Origin of the sequence: Allohoeflea poritis, from assembly GCF_027889715.1 — a bacterium.
Lineage (GTDB): Bacteria > Pseudomonadota > Alphaproteobacteria > Rhizobiales > Rhizobiaceae > Hoeflea_A > Hoeflea_A poritis.
In genome coordinates this window covers 25827-47567 of record NZ_JAPJZH010000006.1, presented here as the reverse complement: position 1 = coordinate 47567, position 21741 = coordinate 25827, and the positions used below count along the sequence as shown (strand labels likewise).

Below are 21741 nucleotides of genomic sequence, written 5' to 3'. Positions count from 1 at the left end.
GCGAACGTAGCCGGCAGTCACCAAAAGACCTCCGTTGCACGGCTGCATGACCCTTCCCGGCAAGGATGTGCCCCACCTGGGTCATCGATCTCCCGAGACAAACCCGGAAATGTCCGGGACGGTGAGCAAGGCTCATCTTGACGAGCAGATGTCTCATCAAGGGCACTCCGGCGTGCATGATTCAATGTCAATGAAGAGCTTGCCTTTTGCTGTGCAAATAATTCTGGTCGCGGTTTCGTTTCTGTTGCTGCTTCTCGCGGGGACCGTCACGAACTTATTCGTGCCGATCCATTTCTGAGTGTCTGCGGGCAATAGAACAAAATGCACAAAAACCAGGCTTAAGATCACCACCGGGAACACTGCCATCGCAACATCTGCCGCCCAAAGTATTGGACGGGCAAGCGTTGGGCGTTTGGCGACCGAGTCCGCGCAAGTTCGATATCCTGTTTGGCTGTGCCGCAATTGTGCGTTCAGGCAGCGTGCTGGAGGCCGGCCAGGCCAAAACCGATTTCGCCTCGGAGTCGAGTGGAAGTGTCATGTTCGACCCAATCCATGACGTTCTGCTCTGCATGCTGGAGTGCCGTCAGGGTTGTCTCGATCGATCTGATGAATTCCGTTGCCGCCGACCACATGGAGAAGGCCATCGACTGGCGATTATCCGCATCATTTCCTTTGCGGCGCGAAGAATATAATACAACAATTTCAACAGCTTAGGATTTTGACGGTATTTCTGACGGTATGCGCGAATTGTCGCAGATAAATTCCTTGTGAAATCAGTCGGTTATCAGCCTAATTGATCATCGAGTGGGAGTAGGGATTCGCATGGATCCGTGTTGAAGGCAGTTGACCGGTGTTCTCACAAGCAATTGATGTCAAATAATTTTCTATCACCGTCCAATGTCCGCCATATACGGATATTGCGGTGAAGCGAGATAATCTGACGGTACTTTTGACGGACTTCCACGCCCTTGAGTTCTGCGATTTCTGCCGGTAACGATACCGGTGTCGTCGCTCTTGACGGTATTTTTCGAGAGCGAACCAGCTGAATTCATTGCGAAAATGTCGTGAAACTTTCCTTGAAAATGGCTGACGGTACTTTTGTGCCGAATAAGGCCGCAAGCTCATAGACTTAGAGACTAAGCATCCTTCGCCAGTAAAGCTGCCGCCCTACTTCTCAGCATCGATCTCCGCAAAAGCGGAGAGACAGCCTCTGAAGTCAAGTATCGTTGAAATATGCCCGTTTGTCTCTGCCGATTGGATATTGCCGCTAGGTGATTGCAGACCATTAGTAAGTTGAAAAGTGATCAGATAAAACTCCCAGTTTTGAACGCTGGCCTTTCCAGAAAATCGGAGGGTTGTCGTTTTGTGACTCCGCGGTCAATTAGACTGTGTGTCGGAAGCCTATCGAGATCAGACCAGACACAAGGCTGTGGTTTAGCTATGACAGCCTATCGTACTGCTCGACGAACTTTCCAGGGAATGCTATCCGGCACAATGCTTCAGCGAAGAAGTAATCCCCGAACATCACCGCCGCGTCGGGTCCGATATTATGTGGTTCAGAGTAGCAACCATGCATCAATATGCCTCGATGCGACGGATCGGTTGCAAGGTAGCTCTCACAAAGCCCGTCGATCAACCATTCAGCCTTTTTCTGCCATGCGTCAGCAACGTTTCGGTCAGGATGAAGAGCCGCAACATCCAACAGGCCAGCAGCCATGATAGCGCTGGCGGCAGAGTCTTCGGGCACACTGTTTCCGCTCGCATCAAAGTCGTATGGCGGAACGACTTTATCTCCGAGTGCCTCAAACCATTTTTCCGAAATTGCAATCGCCTGATCGAGATACGCGGCGTTTCCGGAGTTTGCGGCCGTCACGGCCAACCCCATGACCGCCCAACCTGTACCCCTGGACCAGTAGCTGTCGTCATGGGCTCCCTGGAACGTATATCCGCGTTTTCGCTCTCCCGTTGTCGTATTGTACTCAACGGCGTGGAACTGCGTGTTGTCGGACCGGTTGAAGGACAGCATCGTCATCTTTGCATGCTCTTCGGCCGCAAGGCGGAAGCTGGCGTCATCCGCTTCTTTGGCTGCCCAGTAGAGCAGGGGAATGTTTGCCATCGTATCAATGGCGGACGCTGCGCGACCGCGTGGATCCGTCATTGGTCCCCAGGACGACACGTATGATCCCCGTTCCGTTACAACGAGCCTTGAACGCAGCTTGTCGGCGGCGCGCAAGGCTGTTTCGCGGTGGCGCATATCGCCGGTGATCCGGTAGAAAGGCATGGCTGAACTGAGGAAGATGAAGCCGATGTCATGGGTGTTGCCGTCGCCGGCGCGTTCCTCCACCAGGACCATGCGATCACTGGCCAGTTTCAGATAGGTTTCATCGCCGGTATGCAAATAGCTCGTCAGGAGCATGCCGACCCAAAAGCCGCAAAACCAGTTTCCGTGGCTCCAATCCTCACCGGTATAGCCGGCTGAAATACTCACTGACATCGTATCCCACGACCCATCCGGATGCGTGACATACGGAAATGCGGAACCGATGGTGGTTTCGTCTTCCAGGGTCTTCTTTGCAATCAGATCAAGCGCAGACTTGATATTTGGCGAAACGGTATCGGGCATCTGTTCCCCTGTATTCGGTCAATGAAGCGGATTTTCGATAGGGTCGGTGAGCTGAAATTCGCTGAAGCTGGCTTCAAATCCGCTTCGTTCCGGCGAACAAGCCATCGGGCCAATATGGGCTTTGTCAAAGGCCGGAAAGTCAGCAACGCGCATGAGTTGCCATCCATTTTCATTCTTGAAATGCGCAAGGGCTGCGTTGTTTTTTACCGTGAGTCGCACGGTCTGCGGGCCGGAGATCAACGGCCGGGCGATCACCGACCAGTCGGAGCGGCCGCGAGTGACGACGATGCTGAAATTTGTCATCCCGTCCGAGTGTTCAATGCCAAGCTTGATCCAATTGTCAGGATCGACGCGCAGCATCAGTCCGGCCTGATCGTAGAGCGTCTCATATTTGCCGGCAAAAGTTACCGTTGCAGTGAAGCTTGAAGGCGCCGGCACATGCCAGAAATGACCGTCATCGCGAACAAATCCATAATGCGTGTGGCGCCAGAAATCGGTCTTGTCTCCGGTCTCCAATGTCAGGGCGTTCCTTTCCAGAGACCATTTTGGAGGAGGGTTAAGCCATTGGCCCTCACAAATCAGCGACTGCATCAAGGTCTCCATCCGAAAGATCGCGGTCAATCGCACCGCAGCTTGCCCGCATCACCAAACGTGGCGGATATGTGATATCGAGCGGGCTCCGGTCAGCACCGTCCGTTGACCAGTTCAGCAGAGCTTGTCCGATGAGCTCGCCGAGTTTTCCCGCGGGTGTGGCAATGGACGAAAGTGGCACAGGCTGTAGTTCTGCTTCGGGAATATCGTCATATCCGATAACCGCGATGTCCCGACCGGGTTTCAGGCCGGCATTCGTGATGGCATCCATAATCCCAATAGCCACCAGATCGTTATAGGCGATCAGCGCCGTTGGCCTGCGAGACTTGTTAAGCAACCTTTCGGCTGCCTCCCTTCCAAATTCGCGGGTTGAACCACCATTGGCGACCAGTTCGGACCTGAGTGTCAATCCATGGCTCATATGGGAGGAGGCAAACCCTGCATATCTTTCGCCGTAGGCAAAGTTCTTCTGATACCCGCCGACAAAACCGATTGCCGTATGGCCGAGTGATATCAGATGCTCGGTGGCGATCTGCATACCCACCATGGGATTGGCTCCCACGTAGTCGAACGGCGTCTTGCCGATCCGCCGAACGGCCATCAGAAGCGGCCTTCTGCGATTCTCAAATTCGCTGAGATCAGATTGCTTGGTACCGGTTGCCGGGACCAGTACGACACCGCCAATCTCGGTTTCCCAGAGATCCCGCAGCAATTGCCGTTGACGATCAACCGAGTCGTGAGACGACAGAAGCGTCGCATAATGCCCGGCCGTCACGAGCTCCGTTTCCATGCCCTCGTAAAGAGTGTGGAAGTAGGGGTTCGAGATGTCATCGACGATAATTGCGAACTGCAGGCCTCTGCTGTGACGAGCGGTCGAGGGCTTGCGTGCGTAACCGGTATCCTCGATCGCCTGGGCAACGAGTTGCCGGGTTTCGGTTTTGAGGTTGCCCTTACCCTGAACGACCAAAGACACGGTGGCGGGAGAGACCCCGGCCAGCTGCGCTACGTCTTTGATTGTGACTTTTTTCGAGTTGGGCATATCAAGTCCTAGGCAGAAGCAGTTTGCGGAAAATAGGTGCGTTTCGGCACCTTCTGGGTCAGCGGCGGTTCTTCCAGGATCATTGCTGCCGCTTTTTCACCAATCATGATGGCTGGAGCATTCGTGTTGCCGCTGTTCAGGTAGGGCATTATCGAGTTGTCGCACACCCGCAATCCTTCGATGCCGTGAACCTTCAGCTCGGGGTCGACCACCGCCATGTCGTCGGTTCCCATCTTGCAGGTGCCGACGGGGTGATAATCCACGGACGCAAACTCTCTCGCATATTCAAGAATTTGCTCCGGCGTCTTCGCGTCGGCCCCCGGATATCGTTCGCGCTTGATGTGCTGCGCTATCGCAGGCTGTGCCAGAATCTCGCGGACATGTTTGACTGCCTGAACCGACATGTCGCGATCATATTCCGTATCATGATAGTTCGGATCTATGACCGGCATGTCCTCCGGGTTCGAAGACCTCAGCGTAACGCTCCCGCGGCTTGTGGGGCGCATGTTGCACGTATTGATCGTCAACCCGTGGCCGGGAACAAAGGTTCGGGCGCCGTTGACCACATAAGCCGGGAGGATGTGCGTCTGCAGGTCCGCCCGTCCGGTTCCATGAACGTCGATGAAGCAACCTCCTTCGGCCACGGGTGATGTTGGCGCTCCCGTTCGATAGAGCGCATACTGAATTCCGTGTTTAATGTTCTGCGGAAACTTGTGCTGGCCATCATAGGAGATCGGTTTGTTCAAGTCGCAAACAACATATGTGTTGAGATGGTCCTGGTAATTCTTTCCGACCCCATCCATGTGGTGCTGCATGTCTATTCCAAGCGCCTTCAGTTCGTCCGAGGGCCCTATGCCTGAAAGCAGCAACAATTTGGCCGTGCCGATGGAGCCGGAGGACACCAGAACTTCACGTTCGCAACGAACCGTCTCCACTTTCCCGCCCTTGACATATTCAATGCCAACGGCGCGGCGGCGTTCGATAATGACCCTTTTGCTCTGGGCGTGCGTAACCACCGTCAGATTGGGACGCTTCATTGCGGGTTTCAGATAGCAAACCGCGGCCGATGCCCGGCGGCCATTGTGCTGGGTGACCTGGTAGAGACCGGTTCCCAGTTGATCGTCCCCGTTGAAATCCGGATTGAGTTTGTACCCCGCCTGTTGGGCGGCACGGATATAGTCTTTGCAGATAATATGCGGCGAGCGCTGGTTCGAAACATGGAGCGGCCCGTCAGTGCCGTGATAGGCGTCGGCAATCGTGTTGTTGTTCTCTGCCCTGCGGAAATAAGGCAAAACGTTTTCATAGGACCAGCCCGTATTTCCGTCGCCGGCCCAGCTGTCGTAGTCCTCTTTTTGGCCGCGAATGTAAATCATGCCGTTTATCGAGCTTGAGCCGCCGAGTGTTTTGCCCAGCGGAAACCAGAGCTCACGATTGTTGAGGTGCTTCTGCGGCGCGGTGGTATAGCAATAGTTGACGCTTGGTTTTTGCAGCAATGCAAAGCCGCCCGGCACATGGATCATCGGGTCGTTGTCCGGGCCGCCGGCCTCCAGAAGCAACACCCGAACTTCGGAATTTGCCGACAGGCGATTGGCTAGCACACAACCGGCAGATCCTGCTCCCACTATAATGTAATCATACACGTTCTATGCTCTCCCATGCCATTGCGGGCCCCAGATAGAATGGCGAGTCAGCTATAGTGCACATCGGTTGCCGATTCAAGAAATTTAGTAAAATATTTAGCCAAAACAATTGTCCGTATTCCGATTACGCGCCTTCAGGTTTGGAAAACCGCTAATGATATGATGATTTTGCACTAAATTGACGCATTTAGTAAATTTTTCAATAAAAAATTGACTTTTGCGATCGACTGAATATGGTGTTGCCGTTCAGCCGAGCCATCGGCCTGTTGGGTTGCGAAAGAACCGTCTTTTAAGGTCTGGTCATGAGCCCGGGAGAAGCAGCGAAACCTAAACCTCAAAGGGAGGAATGTGATGTTTAACAGACGCGATATGCTGTCGATGATATCAGCCGTGGCGTTGAGTATTGGAGTCGGGGCTCCGGCTTTGGCTGATGGTCCGCCTTGGACAATCGGATTTAGTCAGGACACAATGGACCACCCCTGGCGCGCCTATATGGTGACGTCGGCTGAAGCGCAGGCAAAGAAATATCCCGACGAGATCAAAGAGTTCATCTTCACCGATGCCGGTGGCTCCAATGAAAAACAAATTGCCGACGTCGAGGACCTTATTTCGCGCGGCGTTGATCTGATCATGATGAGCCCTCGCGAGGCGCAGGCTCTGGTGCCAGCGGTCAATGCAATCAAGAAGGCTGGCATACCGCTTGTCGTGTTGGACCGAGAGATCGTCGGCGAAGACTACGACGTGTTCATCGGCGGCAACAATCTGCAGATTGGCGAAGAACTCGGTAAATTTACCAAAGCCAACGCCGGAGACAGCTTCAAATACCTGGAGCTTGAAGGAATTCCGGGCGCAACGCCAACAATCCAGCGTCATGAGGGCTTTACGTCCCAGATCGAGGGAAAAACGGAACGCCTCGATGCCCAGCCTGCGAATTATGATCTGGCGCCGGCCATTCCGATCGTCGAAGACTGGCTCACCAAATACAAAGGCCAGTTCGACGTGATCTATGCGCATAATGACCCCATGATCCTGGGCGCCATCAATGTGCTCAAGGAAGCCGGCTACAAGCCGGGAGATGTCTTCCTCGTCGGCGTTGACGGTCAGCGCGAGGCTTTCGAGGCCATCAAAGAGGGCTGGCTGCAAGCGACGGCAATCTATGCGACCGGCGGCGCGCTCGGCCTCGACATGGCTGTTCGCGTTTTGAAAGGCGAGCCTGTTCCCAAGCGGATCATCACCGAGACGCCTGTGATCACCAAGGACAACGTAGACGATTTCTACGACGCCAACTCGCAGTATGTCCGGTGACATGTGAGATTTTGTCAGGCCTCCGATAATCGGGGGCCTGACTTACTTGCTCGATTTCCCAAGGAGCGGATTGATGGTTGCTGAAGGCACGTCCCCAGTGCTTGCTGACACGTCGCGCGATAAAGTTTGGCTGCTCCGGCTCAATCGCCCGGACAAGCGAAACGCAATCAGCAACGAAATGCTCCAGGTTTTGGCGGATCAGGTCCGCTTCGCGGAGCAAAGCCAGCATGTCCGATGCATCGTTATCTCGGGCGGAGAGACCTGTTTTTCAGCCGGTGCGGATATCAAGGAAATGCGCGACGCCGGCATTGAAGCGATACAAAACCGCTCACGCAGCGAAAACTGGACTGTTTTGGAAACTACACGAATTCCGATGATTGCGGCCGTCAATGGCATTTGTCTCGGTGGCGGTCATGAGCTCGCGATGCTTTGCGATATTGTCATTGCCTCGAATACAGCCGTGTTTGGCCAGCCGGAGATAAAACTCGGTCACATTCCCGGAGATGGAGCAACACAGCGCCTTCGGCGAATTGTGGGCAAGTATGCGGCTATGCAAATGATTTTGACCGGTGAGACCGTTGACGCGCAACAAGCCCTGAAATTGGGCTTGGCGGCTGAAGTCGTCGCCGCAGAAAACAGCGAAGATCGCGCGCTCGAGATTGCATCTTTGATCGCGCGACATTCGCTCAAGGCGCTTGGATTCGCGAAAGACGCGGTCAGGGCATCGGACGAACTGTCACTTTCGGCTGGATTGGAACGCGAACGACGCAACATCGCATTGGCCTTTACGACCAAGGACCAGTCAGAAGGAATGTCCGCATTCTTTGAGAAGCGGCAACCGGAATTCAAGGATGAGTAAGATTTCAGAACCGGCATTTTCGACTTTGAAGGTGCGACATCGACAGGGACCACACCATGCAGCTTGAAGGCATTCGAATCGTCAGCTTCAATCACTTCCTGATGGGTCCCCTGGGAATCCAGTTTCTTGCGGATCTTGGTGCGGAAGTAATCGCAATTGAGCCGCTGAAGGGTGCATTTCAACGACACTGGGGCGGCAGCGACGCAAAGAAGGCCGGCGGCGAAACGACCCTGGAGCTTGTGGCAAACCGCAACAAGAAAAGCGTTTGCCTGGACCTGAAGAAACCGGAAGCTGTCGAAATTGCTCGCAAATTGGCAGCGAGCGCCGACATCGTGGCAGAGAACTTTCGGCCCGGTGTCATGGAAAAGCTGGGCCTCGGCTACGAAGAGCTGAGGAAGGACAATCCGGAAATCATATTTGCCTCTGCCAGCGGCTTTGGTCCGGATGGCCCTTACGTCAATAGACCCGGGCAGGATATGATCGCACAATCTCTTTCCGGTCTGGCCTGGATAACGGGCAAGGAGGGGGAAATCCCACGCCTGGTCGGAACCTCGGCCATCGATCATCATGGTGCGATGATCTTTGCTGCCGGCATTCTGGGCGCCCTGGTCAAGAAGGCCAGAACCGGCAAAGGCGGGCGTGTCGATGTCAATCTGTTTTCCGCGGCTTTGAACCTGCAGGCAGAATCGCTGGTTTGCTACTTCAATGGCGAGAAACCGGAAAGCGCCCAGCAACCAAGCCATGTCGGAAGTTGGTATCACGAAGCGCCTTACGGGATCTACGCGACTTCCGATAAGTTTATCGGTCTGTCGCTTGGCAATTTGCCCCTTATGCTGGATGCAGTGGGCGCCGAGGGTGAATTCCACGCCGAACAGAACGAAGCTTTTGCCCGGCGCGAAGAGATTTCGGCATTCTTTGCCGAAAAGCTGCGCGAAAAATCCTTCGAGGACTGGGCTTCGATATTCGAAGAGCGCGGCATCTGGTTCACTCAGGTCAACGATTACGAGGACCTCGCCCGCGATCCGCAGATTCTGCACAATGGCGACCTCGTCAAGGTCGAGGCATGGAATGGAGAGGAAATAACCCTGCTGGCCAACCCGGTGCGCTACGACGGACAAACCGCCCCGGTGCACCTCGCGCCGCAGAAACTTGGTGCGCAGACATCGGAAATCCTGAATGATTTGGGTATTTCCACCGAAGAACAAGCAAGGCTGCTCGAAAAGGGCGCTATCGGACAAGGTTAGCAACACATGCTTTTGGAAGTCAGGGGCGTAAGCAAGTTCTATCCAGGTGTCAAAGCTCTCAAGGGTGTGGATTTCAACATAGATGCTGGCGAAGTTGTTGCGGTCGTTGGAGAAAATGGCGCCGGCAAATCCACATTGATGAAGATCATCGCCGGCGCCATTCAACCCAACCAGGGGGAGTTGCTTGTCGATAATGAGCCGGTCAGTTTTTCTGGTCCGTTGGAGGCCCAATCGCGTGGAATTTGTACGATTTATCAGGAATTGATGATCGTTCCCGAATTGTCGGTCGTGGAAAACGTTTTTCTGGGCCACCTGAAGGAAAGACGCGGATTTCTGAATTGGCCGGTCATGCGCAAGGAAGCGCAGGCCATTCTGGACCGTTTGGGACTTACGGCTTCACTCGACGCAAAGGCCGGCGATCTTAGTGTCGCCGAACAGCAATTGATCGAGATTGCGAAATCATTGAGCCGCAAGTCTCGCCTTTTGATCATGGACGAGCCGACGGCATCTCTTTCAAAGGAGGAGGTTGCGAACCTCTTCGAGCTGGTGCGTTCGCTGAAGGCCGATGGCATCGCTGTGGTATTGATTACCCATCACCTTCACGAGATTTTCGAGATTTGCGATCGGCTGATTGTGCTGCGCGATGGCGAGTATGTCGGCGCTTCGAATATCAAGGACATCGATGAAGCCGGGCTGGTCGAGATGATGCTGGGTCACAAGGTCGAAACCGAGGACGACAGCCGGCACAGAGCCGCGATCGGCGATGAAATCGTATTGCATGCAAAAGACCTCACGCGATCACCATACCTTGACAACATCAATCTGACCCTGCGCCGGGGAGAAGTTCTCGGCATTGCCGGACTCATGGGGGCGGGACGAACCGAACTTGTCCGAGCAATATACGGGGCCGATCTTCTGGACAGCGGAGAGCTTTCAATCAATGGCAAGTTGACCTATGTCGGCTCGCCGCGCGCCGCGTTGGATCATGGTCTGGGTTTGGCGCCCGAGGATCGAAAAATCCAGGGGCTGGTTCTCTCGATGTCCATAGGACAGAACACGACACTGCCCTCGCTGGCGAGTCATGGCGGCACGCTCGGAATCAATCTTGCCAAGGAAAACAGAGCTGCCGAGGAGCTCTGCAAGAGACTTTTTGTGAAATATGCCGACATCAATCATGCGGTAGGTACGTTGAGTGGCGGCAATCAGCAAAAAGTGGTCCTGGCGAAACTCCTGGGAGCGGGAACCGACATCTACCTGTTGGACGAGCCGACGCGCGGCATCGATATCGGCGCAAAGGAAGCCATCTTTGACTTGATCTGGGATCTGACCGCTCAGGGCAATTCAGTCATCATTATTTCCTCCGTGATTGAGGAATTGATCCGCGTGTGCGATCGCATCATGTGCCTCCATCTTGGCCGTGTGACGCAAACCTATGATCGCGGTGACTTTGACCTTAGCCGCATCATGTTGAACGCCATGGGCAAGACGTCCGAAGACATCGAGGCTGTGCAATGATTGCAGCCGTCAAATCATTTGTCTCCCGCGGCAACTTTGTCATTCTTGCCGCGCTTGTCATTGCCGCCGGCTTGGTCTCGGAACATTTCTGGACTGCCGAAAATATCTTGAATGTCATTCGTGCGGCCTCGTTGATCGGTATCATCGCCATAGGTATGAACGTGGTTATCATAGGCGGCGGCATCGACCTGTCTGTCGGGTCGGTCGTTGCTCTGACGGGCGCCGTGGCGGCCACGTTCTGGGTAAGCGGCGCACCTTTCTTTTTGTTTTTGGCGGTGCCGATCCTCGTTGCGCTGTCCGTCGGTTTCGCGAATGGAGCGCTGGTCAGTTGGCTTGGTCTGCAGCCATTCGTAGCCACGCTTGTCCTGATGACCGTCGCTCGAGGGGCCGGCCTGGTCTATACCGGTGGCCAACCGGTTTATGCCGACTATCCCGATGTGTTCATGTTGATTTCGCGGGGTGACGTATTTGGCATTCCCGTGCCCTCGGTGCTGTTTCTGGCGGCGGCGTTGATCACCTGGTACATCATGCGATGGCGCGTGTTTGGGCGCGAAGTCTACGCTGTTGGTGCAAACGAAACCGCCGCCCGATTGTCCGGCATCAACGTCGCCGGCGTGAAGTTCAAAACCTATCTCTACTGCGCTTTGCTTGCCGGCATTTCAGGACTGGTCCTGACAAGTCGGATGGAGTCTGGCGAGCCGGGCCAGGCCGGAATTTTCTGGGAACTCGATGCCATTGCAGCGGTGGTCATCGGAGGCACGTCCATCCGCGGCGGCAGCGGTTCTATCTGGGGTGCTTTCGTTGGCGCGTTGATCATCGGGATCGTTGCGAATTTGTTCAATCTCCTGGGCGTCGGACCGGCCTGGCAGCAGGTGGCCAAAGGGGCGATCATCATTCTTGCGGTCATGTTGCAGGCGTTGAGCGATCGCGGGCAGGACGGCATCGATTGGAGAAACATGGTTCCGCAGTTCGGCTCCTTGGTCGGATGGTGGAAACCGCTTGCGGCACTCGGCGTTCTCCTTGTCGTACTGAACGGTGTTTTATACCAAACAACGAACTCACTGTTTCAGATCGACCTCGCCAAAGCGCCTTACACGCGTGCAAAAAACCTGGAACTGACGCGGGTCTATCATCGCGCCATTCCGATTTATGAAGACGTAATCGAACGCTTTCCCGACAGTGAGTATGCGCTGCTTTCACGGATCGGGATCGCCAATTCCGCCCGCGGCAGCGGTGACCTGCAACGGGCCGAGGAATCTTACGCGGACCTGTTGGCCGAGGTCACCAGCGGCGCGATGTCGGAAAACCTCTCATTCGATGTTCTGAAGAATTATGTAACCCTGCTGCAGCAGACGAGCGATAGCGAAAAATTCCAGGAGATTTTCGCGCTACTGGAAGAGGGGTTTCCGGACAGCGATGCGACACGTGAGGGCAGGATCTATCTGGAGCAGATAAAGGCGGCGCAAGATACGGCCGGTTCCGGCGAAATCCCCGAGAATGCACCGGTCATCGTGGTCGCTGATGGAGTAACCCTGCCTGAAACAGTGAAACTCGGCGACCGATTTGATGTCATCATCAAGGTCGAACCGAACGCGGATCACGCCTCCGACTTTTCCATCATGTCGCCGTTGAGTTTTTGGCGCGGCTTCAAACTGATCAAGGCAGCGCCCAACCCAAGGTCCATATCCGAGTTCTGGGGCAAGCGAGCATGGAGCTACGGCAAGATCAGTGAGCCGTTGGAGATCAAGGCGACTCTTGAGGCAATCAAGCCGGGGAAATTCGACTTCGACCTGGATGTCGAGCGCAGTTTCGATGTCCTGGAATATGGCATCGTCAAGTCGATCACGGTGGAGGAGTAGTCATGACCGGATTTTTCAGGACCTATCCCTTCATCGTCGTACTGGTCGTGATGGCTTTGGTCTTTGGTTTCCTTTCGCCGACATTCCTCGAAGCCGGCAACCTTTCAAACATTCTAAAGCAGGCATCGCTTCTTGGCTTCGTTGCCCTGGGAACCTGTTTTGTGCTTATCGGCGGCGGGCTGGATTTGTCCGTGGGCTCGGTTGTTGCCTTGTCCTCGGTGCTGATTGCGGGTCTGTCCGCGACCTTGCCCCCGATTGTGGGAATCCATGTTGCATTGTTGGCGGGTATTCTGGTCGGCGTTGCAAATGGCTACTTTGTTACCGCGTTCAATTTTCAGCCGATAATCGTGACGATTTCTTCGATGGCGATCGTGCGCGGTATTGCGATGGCCTATTCGGACAGCCGTCCGATCTTCGGGACACTGCCTGACGAATTGTTCCTGCTGGCAGATGGCGTTGTGTTCGGCCTGCCCGTGCCAGCCCTGCTTTTCTTTCTGGCCTGCGCGATCGCTGCCCTGTTCCTGCGATACACCAATCTCGGCCGGCAAATCTATCAGGTGGGCGGCAATGAAGAGGCCGCGCGGCTTGCCGGAATCAACGTCGCGCGTGTGAAAATCGTCACCTATGCAATCAGCGGGTTCCTCTCGGCTTTTGCCGGACTGATGCTGGTTGCGCGAATGCAGTCCGGCGAGGCTGTCAGAACAGGTGTTGGCTGGGAACTGGACGCCATCGCAGCCGCCGCGATCGGTGGTGTGTCGCTGATGGGTGGTATCGGCACCGTTGTCGGCACCCTTTGCGGCGCCCTGATCATTGGAATGATGGCCAATGCCTTCAACCTGCTGGGCGTCAATCCCTATTGGCAGCGCATCGTCATTGGCATCGTGCTGGCGATTGCGGTCGCCAGCTACTCCAGCGGTAATCTGCGCGAGATGCTCAAGCGGCTGCGCTTCTCGAAACAAAGGAATTGAGTGATGTCGTCAAAGCTCTCTTTGCCCAATGAACCACGTGCCAATGGCTTCTTTGTCGATGGTGTTTGGAACAGCGGTTCCGATTATAAGCGGCTGGATCGGGTCAGTCCCGGCCATGGCGCCGTTGTCAGTTCTGTTACACTGTGCACGGCGGAAGATACCGACAAGGCGGTCGCCGCGGCCCGAACGGCTTTTGAAGGCTTCTGGTCCGAAACGCCTGGCGCGGAGCGTGGGCGTATACTGTTGAAGGCCGCCCAGGGCATCCGAGCGCAACTCGATGAGATGGCCTATTGGGAGACTTTGGAAACGGGAAAACCCATCAGTCAATCGAAGGCGGAGATCGAAGCCGCCGCCGATCATTATGAGGCGGCAGCCGGGATGGCCCGATTGATTACGGGCGAGACCCACAATGCTTATGGCGAGGGCATGATAGGTCTCGTGACCAAACAGCCCATTGGTGTCGTCGGCTTGATCACGCCATGGAACTTTCCGTTCATCGTCCTGGCAGAACGCCTTCCGTTCATATTGGCAGCTGGCTGTTGCGTGGTCTTGAAACCGTCCGAAATGACGTCGACCACAAGCTTGATGTTTGCAGACATTCTGGCCGAGGCCGGATTGCCCAATGGTGTTTACAATGTTGTGACCGGTGTCGGACCTGAGGTCGGTGAGGCATTGTCCAATCATGTTGATGTAGACATGATTTCCTTCACCGGCTCGACGGCGGTCGGGGAACGGGTTCTGGAAGCATCAAAGTCAAACCTCAAAAAGGTCGGCCTGGAGCTCGGCGGCAAAAATCCTCAGATCGTGTTTGCGGATGCCAACCTTGATGATGCCGCGGACGGGATCGTCTTCGGCATGTGTTTCAATGCCGGCCAATGCTGTGTTTCCGGTTCTCGCTTGATCGTCGAGGCATCGGCAGCCGACGCGCTCAAAGCGAAGATTCTCGACAAGCTGTCGAAGGTGAAACTGGGCGACCCGTTGGACCCGGAGACCCAGATGGGAGCGATTGTCTCGCCCCAGCACTTCAACAAGATCCTTGGTTACGTGGAGAAGGGCACCGCGGAAGGCGCCAATCTGGAAATTGGCGGCACGTCTGCCGAGGTCAGCGGCGGCGAATTCATATTGCCGACGGTGTTTTCCGGAGTTGAAGCCGACATGGCTGTCGCCAGGGATGAAATCTTCGGGCCGGTCCTTTCGATCATGACTTTCGAGACCGCCGACGAGGCCATCAATATGGCACTCGATACCGAATACGGTTTGGCCGCCTCGGTCTGGAGCAAGAATATCGACAAGGCCATCGGTGTCATCCGCAAAATGCGGGCCGGACGGTGTTGGGTCAACACAACCATTGTCGGCGGACCGGAGCAGCCCATGGGTGGCTTCAAGCGATCTGGAACCGGTCGTGAATGCGGCATGATGGGCGTGGAAGAGTATATGGAAACCAAGTCGATTCACGTGGTTCTGGGTGACCGTGAACACTGGGTGAATTGAGGATGGCGACAACGGGATTGGCTGCAAGCGATGGTGTGTTTGTCGGCCGGGTCTGGGTTCCCGAACTGGGCCCCATCCTGATTGCGCTTCGCAATGGCGAGCTTTTTGATATCACCTCGCGTGATGTGCCGACCATGCGGGACCTGCTGGAACTCAATGATCCGGCAGACTATGTCGCAAATGTTTCGGGCGCTTGGATTGCAACCCTGAACGCGCTTGAATCCGAAAGCCTGAATGCGCAGTCCAATCCGCACAAGCGACACTTCCTTGCCCCAAATGACCTGCAATCGGTCAAGGCCGCGGGCGTTACATTTGCCCGGTCAATGGTCGAACGCGTGATCGAAGAGCGAGCGGCGGGCGACCCGCAGGCAGCCAATGCCATACGTGCGCGAATCGGTGACCTGATCGGTGCCAGCCTTGCGAACATAGTGCCGGGTTCGGCGAAATCGGAACGGGTCAAGGAAGCGCTGATCGCGGAAGGTCTCTGGTCGCAATATCTGGAAGTTGGAATCGGCCCTGATGCCGAAGTGTTTTCCAAGGCTCAGGTGCTTTCGGCGGTTGGCTGGGGCGCGCCGGTCGGCCTCCATCCCAAATCGGTGTGGAACAATCCTGAGCCCGAAATCGTCCTGGCGGTCAACAGTCGCGGCGAAATCCAGGGCGCGACAATCGGAAACGATGTGAACCTTCGGGATTTCGAAGGCCGTTCGGCTCTTCTGCTGTCGAAGGCAAAGGATAACAATGCCTCGGCATCCATAGGTCCGCTCATCCGTTTGTTTGATGGACAATTCAGCATGGGCGACGTTCGTGAGGCGGAACTTGCAATGACGGTCACCGGGCCGGACGGCTATGTGCTTGAAGGTCATTCGGCCATGGCGGAAATCAGCCGGGATCCTGCCGACATCGTTGCCGAGACGATCAACGAAAACCACCAATATCCGGATGGATTCATGCTCTACCTGGGAACGCTGTTCGCTCCCACGGAGGATCGGGATGTGCCCGGCGAAGGATTTACTCACAAGACGGGTGACAAAGTCGAGATAACGGCGACCGGAATGGGTACTTTGACCAATTTCGTTCGTAAGAGCAGCGAGTGCCCGCCATGGACCTTCGGACCATCCGCTTTCATGCGCAATCTGGCGCAACGCCAACTGATCTAGGGAACGAATAATGCTGACAGGCAAGCACTACATCGCAGGGGAATGGGTCGAGAGTGACGAAAAATTTTCCTCTCAACCCGTGACGGGAGGCGCGCGCGAGTTCTGTATCGGAACGCCTGCGCTGGTCGACAGGGCGGTTGCGGCGGCTGAGGCGGCCTTTGAGACCTATGGCTCCATCACGCGTGAATCCAGGGCGGATTTTCTTGAGAAAATTGCCGATGAAATCGATAAGCGCGGCGAAGCAATTAACGAAACAGGCAGTGCGGAAACTGGCCTGCCAGTCGCACGATTGGAAGGTGAGCGCGGCCGCACGGTGGGCCAATTGCGTCTGTTCGCATCTCATATTCGCAAAGGCGACTATCTGGATCGCCGTTATGACGAAGCCTTGCCGGACCGTGCGCCTCTGCCGCGACCGGAACTGCATATGATACAGCGCCCAATCGGGCCGGTCGCCGTGTTTGGCGCTTCGAATTTCCCGCTTGCATTTTCTGTAGCCGGTGGCGACACGGCCAGCGCATTGGCGGCCGGTTGCCCGGTTGTTGTCAAGGGCCATTCGGCTCATCCGGGCACATCGGAGATCGTCGCTCAAGCTATTGCGGCAGCGATTGTCGCCTGCGCCATGCCCCCCGGTGTTTTCTCGCTCGTTCAGGGCGGCCGCCGCGATGTCGGAGAAGCGCTGGTCCAGCACCCGCTCATCAATGCCGTCGGCTTTACCGGTTCGCATGGAGGCGGTCGGGCACTGTTTGACTTGTGTGCCTCGCGGCCGAAGCCGATCCCGTTCTTTGGCGAACTCGGCTCGATCAATCCGGTTTTCGTGCTGCCGGATGCAGCCAGGAACCGCGCCGCAGACATTGGTGCAGCCTGGGCTGGATCCCTGACCATGGGCGCCGGCCAGTTTTGCACGAATCCGGGCGTCGTTTTTGTCGAAACAGCCAGTGCGGATGCATTCATCAGCGCCGCGGCAAGGGCACTTTCCGAGACAGCGGAACAGATCATGCTGACGGACGGAATTGCCGAAGCGTATCGCAGCGGGGCGGCGCGGCTTCAAAATACCGGCAATCTGAATGAGATCGTGGGGCGCGCCTGCCCAGGCCGCAATGCACTGCCATATCTGTTTGAAACGACGCTGGATACCTGGTCAGCCGAACATCATCTGGCAGAAGAGGTTTTCGGGCCACTGGGTATCGTCGTGCGTGTGCCGTCAGCCGAAAATTTTGCCGATGTTGCCCGCGCATTTGCCGGCCAATTGACTTGCACCCTGCACGTCGACGAAGGCGACACCGCACTCGCCAAAACGCTGGTTCCGATCGTCGAACGCAAGGCCGGGCGAATTCTGGTCAACGGATTTCCGACTGGCGTGGAAGTCAGCGACACGATGGTGCATGGCGGTCCTTATCCGGCATCGACGAATTTCGGGGCAACGTCGGTCGGCACACTGTCTATCCGCCGCTGGTTGCGTCCGGTTTGCTATCAGGCGTTGCCGGGAGAACTGCTTCCGGAAGATGCAATCGGCTAGGGGAATGTGAGAATATGAAGATCGACGTTTTACTGGATGTCAAAACAACGCTTGGAGAAGGTCCGCTGTGGGACGTCGATCTCCAGCGTCTCTTTTTCGTCGATTTGGCAGATGGCCGCATTTTCTCCTGCACGGCGAACGGAACCGAAATCAGGGCATGGGACGTTCCCGGGAAAGTCGGTGCGATCGCACTGCGCAAGGATGGATCCGGCGCAGTCATCGCGTTGGACAACACATTCAGCCTGCTCGATTTCAGGACCGGCGAAATCGAAAAAGTTGTCGAAATCGAGAGCGACAAACCGAACAACCGCCTGAATGATGGAAAAACCGATCGTCGTGGCCGGTTTTTTGCCGGTTCGATGGACATGAGCGAAGAGAGCGCCTCGGGTGCCCTTTATCGGCTGGACTGCGATTTTACGGTTCACGAGATCGACAGGGGATTCGTCGTCTCAAACGGTCCGTGTTTCTCTCCAGATGACCGAACCTTCTATTTCCATGATTCCTGGGCCGGCGAGATCTGGGCCTACGACTATGATCTGGAAACCGGCAATCTCGCTGACAGACGGGTCTTTGCGGATGTAGACCAATCCGATGGTGGTGCGGCAGACGGGTCAACCGTTGATGCTGAAGGCTTCCTTTGGAACGCGCTGGTTTATGCGGGCAAGCTGGTCAGATTCACACCGGACGGCTGTGTTGATCGCGTTATCGAACTGCCGGTCAAGAAAGTGACCAGTGTGAATTTTGGAGGGCCGAACATGGACATTCTGTATGTCACCTCCATGGCCAAGCCACCACTACCGCGCTTTCCCGAAGACGGCGTGTTGCGCGGCAGCCTCTTCGCAATTACCGGCCTTGGCGTTGAGGGAATGCCGGAGCCAAGATTCGGGACATAGGTGGCTCAACAAAATGAAGGAGTGGCTTGCTCTGCTGGGTAATGTTGTGAAGTCGTTCGTGCGTCCACCTTCAACGCCCTTCGGAAAATCCGAAAAGACAACGCTTCATGCCAGCCCTGAAAAAGCAGAAGGAAGGGATGGCGACCGCTCCACAATGAAGGTTGTTGCAGATCTGATGCTACCTCCATTCTAGTTTTATTGGATGAATATCCGTAGGTTTTTGGCACCATCACCGTTGGCGGCGGCGTGCTACACAGCTATCGCAGAGGTGCTAACACCGGGCAAGAAATGAGCAGGTTCCATTCTCGTTCCTAATTTTTGCTGGAGTGGATGATTATTGAGTCTTTGGCGATTTGAAAAAAGTTCGCAATCGATATTTGCGTCTCGGGAGATTATAATCATCTCAAACTCCTGGCACGACTAAGCCGAATACATGGCTTGGGAAAAGTGCACTTTGGGTTCGATCTTCCCCTTGATCCCGGCGACATGCCTGCTCCCCGCGTCTGACATCTGTGCAGCATATGCAAGTCCATCGCGCATTACCGGAGATCAAATCGGATCGAAGGGGATCATCACGCAGCCCTTTGGAAGTACCTCTGCTTACGGCTCCAGTTGCGAGTCCGCGATTGGAACCCAAAATCTCTGTGGACAAGGCTAACGAGATATCCAATTTTATGTCAGCTTTTATCCGCGGCTCTTTCCACAAGGGGAGGGGATTTATTGAGCGAATTCAGAAGCTTAGCGATTTGACGGTATTTCTGACGGTATGCGCGAATTGCCGCAGACAAATTCGTCATGAAATCAACCGCTTACCTGCACAATTGATCATCGAGTGGGAGTAGGGGGATGGACCTGCGTTGATGGCGATTGACATGCGCTCCCGCAAGGGGTTGCCATCAAAGAATTTTCATCGCCGTCCAATGTCCGCAAAGTGAATAATATGGTTCTCTACTAATTGTCAGAGGCTGTCCCGTGATCGATCGGATGTGTTTGAAGCCGAGCTTGTTGAATGAGGCGGCGACCCGATGCGGCGATCATTGGCAGAGCAAATCCGTTTGTTCGCCCAGCGATGATAAACTCATTTATGAGCCGGTCAGGGAGCAACTGGATTTGCTGCCATGAAACTCTACAGCGGCGCAGTGTCGGCCTCTTGCATCTGCCGGTTCACTGAAGCATGCCCGGTTCAAATGGCATCATTCATCCTCGAGCGCCAGATCGATGATCCTTGCCGTGTGGGAATGGTTCAACAGTCCGCCCCCTTCGGTTTCCTCCACGAGCGTCAGACAACGGGCATTGTCGCTGACGAACTCGCGGACACCTGCGATCGGTACATTGGGGTCGTGCACTCCGTGGTAAACGGTGACCGGCGTCCGCAACGCCCGCAGTTCCGCAGACCAGTTCTGGAACGCGTCAACCATTTCCTGAACGCCCGCACCAAGTCCCTGTTGCGTCACCTGGTGAACGCCGGCCCGAATGCAGGCCACCGCGTCCGGATCATCGAGAGCCGCGCAATCGGATTCCGAATTCTGATACATCCTCTTCAGGAAGGACGCGCCGTGTGACCGGGTGAGCAGGCTGTTGCCCGTTCCCAAAATGAGCATGGCCACCGGATAGGAGACGATGGAGGCGCTCATCAAGGCGGTCGTCCATTTTGAGACGACGCTTTTGCCTTCTATGTATTCGCGCGGGATCAAGCCGTTGACGACAATCCCGCGGTCGATGCGGTCCGGCAATTGCGCCGCCAGGTTATAGAATGGCCGCCCCGCCGACGCGCGGGCGACGCACGGGCAGCGTGGGATCTCCAGACTGTCGAGAATGGCCCGGACATCCCCTGCCAGGCAGCTATACAGGTCCTGATCCTGCGCCGGCGGGCTGGTGCCGCCAAATCCCGGGCGCATCAGGCTGACGAACAGGACGCCGCGGTCCCGCAACAGGTCTTCGATCTCGGGGGTGACACCGTGACCGAACAGGCTGGGCAGGTTGAGGATCGGTCGCCCCGCCTCGTCACCGCTCAGGGTCAGTTCCACAACTCGGCCATTGGGGCGCGGCAACGTCATTGTCCGGCTCACCTTACGGCCGCTGCCCTGACGCGTCTCGACCGGATTGCCGATCAGCGAAAACAGGCTGAACGACAACCGAAACAGCTCTGTCTGCGATGCACAGCCGGATTTCTCCAGGATTCGCTGAAACTGATTGCGTATGGTTACATAGGATCTTCCGCGTTGCGTGGCGATGTCGCGCAAGGCCCGCCCTTCCAGAAACGCCTCCGCTATTTCCGCTTCCGCGGATGTGAAACCGAATTTGTTGGCCATGATCGCGACCGTGGACTGAACGTCGGGCGGAACGATAAAAAGTACGAGAAAAAGGGAAGCGTCTTCGCCATCCGCGTCTATTCTTGATATCGCCAGAACCACCGGGGTGCCTGAACGTCTGTCCTCCGCCTGAACCAGATGAAAGGTCGATCGCCGGTCCTTTTCCATTTTCTGCAACAGCGTTCCGACGGCGCTGTCGCCCTCGAACATGATTCCGCAATTCGACAGACTGCGGCCCGGCGTTAGTTTTTGAGACCGGCCCGCAAATGCATTGACCTGTTTGATCATGCCCTCACCGGTCACCAGGGCGGCACCACATTCGTGCTGCCCCAGATCGCCGCCGGATAATGTGTGACCGGTTTCCAGGAAGCTGTGAACAGCGTAGGTGGCATAGCGTTCGAAATCCGCAAACCCCTGGAGATCGGGCAATTCGTCCGTGTCGTTCTCGTCAATCAGTGTCTGCCAGGCTTCCAGGAACGCGCTGTAGTCGTCCAGGTTGCGCATCGCCAGATCATGTTTGTGCAGCAGGTCGGCCTGCTTCGGCGACAGGCCCTTGGGCGACTTCATGCAACCTCGCGGGGTTTCTCAATGTATTTAACAAGTTAGCGCAAGAATATGCGGTTCATAGTACACACGCATCATGACAGGTGCAAGAAACGCCCCTATAGCCTATCGCGATAGTTGCAAATTAACGCTTTAATAACATTCGGGAATCCGATGTGTGATGCA

Annotated in this window: 17 protein-coding genes; 12 read left to right on the top strand and 5 right to left on the bottom strand. The window is 55.7% G+C overall.

The features are described from left to right. Nucleotides 1-46 precede the first annotated feature (46 nt). Nucleotides 47-298: a hypothetical protein gene (locus OOZ53_RS11010; RefSeq protein WP_271089585.1), complete on the top strand. Its 252-nt coding sequence runs from the start codon at nucleotides 47-49 to the stop codon at nucleotides 296-298. 1140 nt (nucleotides 299-1438) lie between these two features. Here the strand turns inward: OOZ53_RS11010 and OOZ53_RS11005 are convergent. Genes OOZ53_RS11005 through OOZ53_RS10990 form a run of 4 tightly spaced genes read right to left on the bottom strand, consistent with a single transcriptional unit; the run spans nucleotide 1439 to nucleotide 5893 of the window. After that, entirely contained in the window at nucleotides 1439-2623 is a 1185-nt protein-coding gene (locus tag OOZ53_RS11005) for a glycoside hydrolase family 88 protein (RefSeq protein ID WP_271089583.1), read from the bottom strand. An 18-nt stretch (nucleotides 2624-2641) separates the two neighbouring features. Next, on the bottom strand, nucleotides 2642-3214 hold the full coding sequence (locus OOZ53_RS11000) for a DUF1349 domain-containing protein (RefSeq protein ID WP_271089581.1): 573 nt from the start codon (nucleotides 3212-3214) through the stop codon (nucleotides 2642-2644). Next, on the bottom strand, nucleotides 3195-4253 hold the full coding sequence (locus OOZ53_RS10995) for a LacI family DNA-binding transcriptional regulator (protein ID WP_271089580.1): 1059 nt from the start codon (nucleotides 4251-4253) through the stop codon (nucleotides 3195-3197). Before OOZ53_RS10995 ends, OOZ53_RS11000 begins: the two co-directional genes overlap by 20 nt. Nucleotides 4254-4261: 8 nt before the next feature. Further along, a complete protein-coding gene (locus OOZ53_RS10990) occupies nucleotides 4262-5893 on the bottom strand; it encodes a GMC family oxidoreductase (RefSeq protein ID WP_271089579.1) in 1632 nt (543 codons plus the stop codon). Nucleotides 5894-6262: 369 nt separating this feature from the next. Here OOZ53_RS10990 and OOZ53_RS10985 point away from each other — a divergent pair, with 369 nt between their 5' ends. From OOZ53_RS10985 to OOZ53_RS10935, 11 genes are all read left to right on the top strand, one after another. After that, nucleotides 6263-7198 carry a substrate-binding domain-containing protein gene (locus OOZ53_RS10985; protein ID WP_271089578.1) on the top strand — a complete coding sequence of 312 codons (936 nt, stop codon included), beginning with the start codon at nucleotides 6263-6265 and terminating at the stop codon, nucleotides 7196-7198. 73 nt (nucleotides 7199-7271) lie between these two features. Beyond that, complete coding sequence (locus OOZ53_RS10980) at nucleotides 7272-8057, top strand: enoyl-CoA hydratase-related protein (protein WP_271089577.1); 786 nt, start codon at nucleotides 7272-7274, stop codon at nucleotides 8055-8057. Nucleotides 8058-8113: 56 nt separating this feature from the next. Next, nucleotides 8114-9301, top strand: a complete 1188-nt coding sequence (locus OOZ53_RS10975; protein WP_271089576.1) for a CaiB/BaiF CoA transferase family protein — start codon at nucleotides 8114-8116, stop codon at nucleotides 9299-9301. A gap of 6 nt (nucleotides 9302-9307) precedes the next feature. After that, nucleotides 9308-10816, top strand: a complete 1509-nt coding sequence (locus tag OOZ53_RS10970) for a sugar ABC transporter ATP-binding protein (protein ID WP_271089575.1) — start codon at nucleotides 9308-9310, stop codon at nucleotides 10814-10816. Beyond that, nucleotides 10813-12675: an ABC transporter permease subunit gene (locus OOZ53_RS10965; RefSeq protein WP_271089573.1), complete on the top strand. Its 1863-nt coding sequence runs from the start codon at nucleotides 10813-10815 to the stop codon at nucleotides 12673-12675. Before OOZ53_RS10970 ends, OOZ53_RS10965 begins: the two co-directional genes overlap by 4 nt. 2 nt (nucleotides 12676-12677) lie before the next feature. Then, entirely contained in the window at nucleotides 12678-13643 is a 966-nt protein-coding gene (locus tag OOZ53_RS10960; protein ID WP_271089572.1) for an ABC transporter permease, read from the top strand. Nucleotides 13644-13646: 3 nt separating this feature from the next. After that, complete coding sequence (locus OOZ53_RS10955; RefSeq protein ID WP_271089570.1) at nucleotides 13647-15134, top strand: aldehyde dehydrogenase family protein; 1488 nt, start codon at nucleotides 13647-13649, stop codon at nucleotides 15132-15134. A gap of 2 nt (nucleotides 15135-15136) precedes the next feature. Beyond that, nucleotides 15137-16291, top strand: a complete 1155-nt coding sequence (locus OOZ53_RS10950; RefSeq protein WP_271089568.1) for a fumarylacetoacetate hydrolase family protein — start codon at nucleotides 15137-15139, stop codon at nucleotides 16289-16291. Nucleotides 16292-16301: 10 nt separating this feature from the next. Further along, on the top strand, nucleotides 16302-17807 hold the full coding sequence (locus OOZ53_RS10945; RefSeq protein WP_271089566.1) for an aldehyde dehydrogenase (NADP(+)): 1506 nt from the start codon (nucleotides 16302-16304) through the stop codon (nucleotides 17805-17807). A 14-nt stretch (nucleotides 17808-17821) separates the two neighbouring features. Then, nucleotides 17822-18700, top strand: coding sequence for an SMP-30/gluconolactonase/LRE family protein (locus OOZ53_RS10940; RefSeq protein ID WP_271089563.1), 879 nt, complete (start codon nucleotides 17822-17824; stop codon nucleotides 18698-18700). Between the two features lie 13 nt (nucleotides 18701-18713). Next, nucleotides 18714-18893 (top strand): hypothetical protein, encoded by a 180-nt coding sequence (locus OOZ53_RS10935; RefSeq protein WP_271089562.1) that lies wholly within the window; start codon nucleotides 18714-18716, stop codon nucleotides 18891-18893. A gap of 1000 nt (nucleotides 18894-19893) precedes the next feature. On the opposite strand, the gene OOZ53_RS10930 is transcribed toward OOZ53_RS10935, so the two are convergent. After that, nucleotides 19894-21579, bottom strand: a complete 1686-nt coding sequence (locus tag OOZ53_RS10930) for a bifunctional helix-turn-helix transcriptional regulator/alpha/beta hydrolase (RefSeq protein WP_271089561.1) — start codon at nucleotides 21577-21579, stop codon at nucleotides 19894-19896. Nucleotides 21580-21741 lie beyond the last annotated feature (162 nt).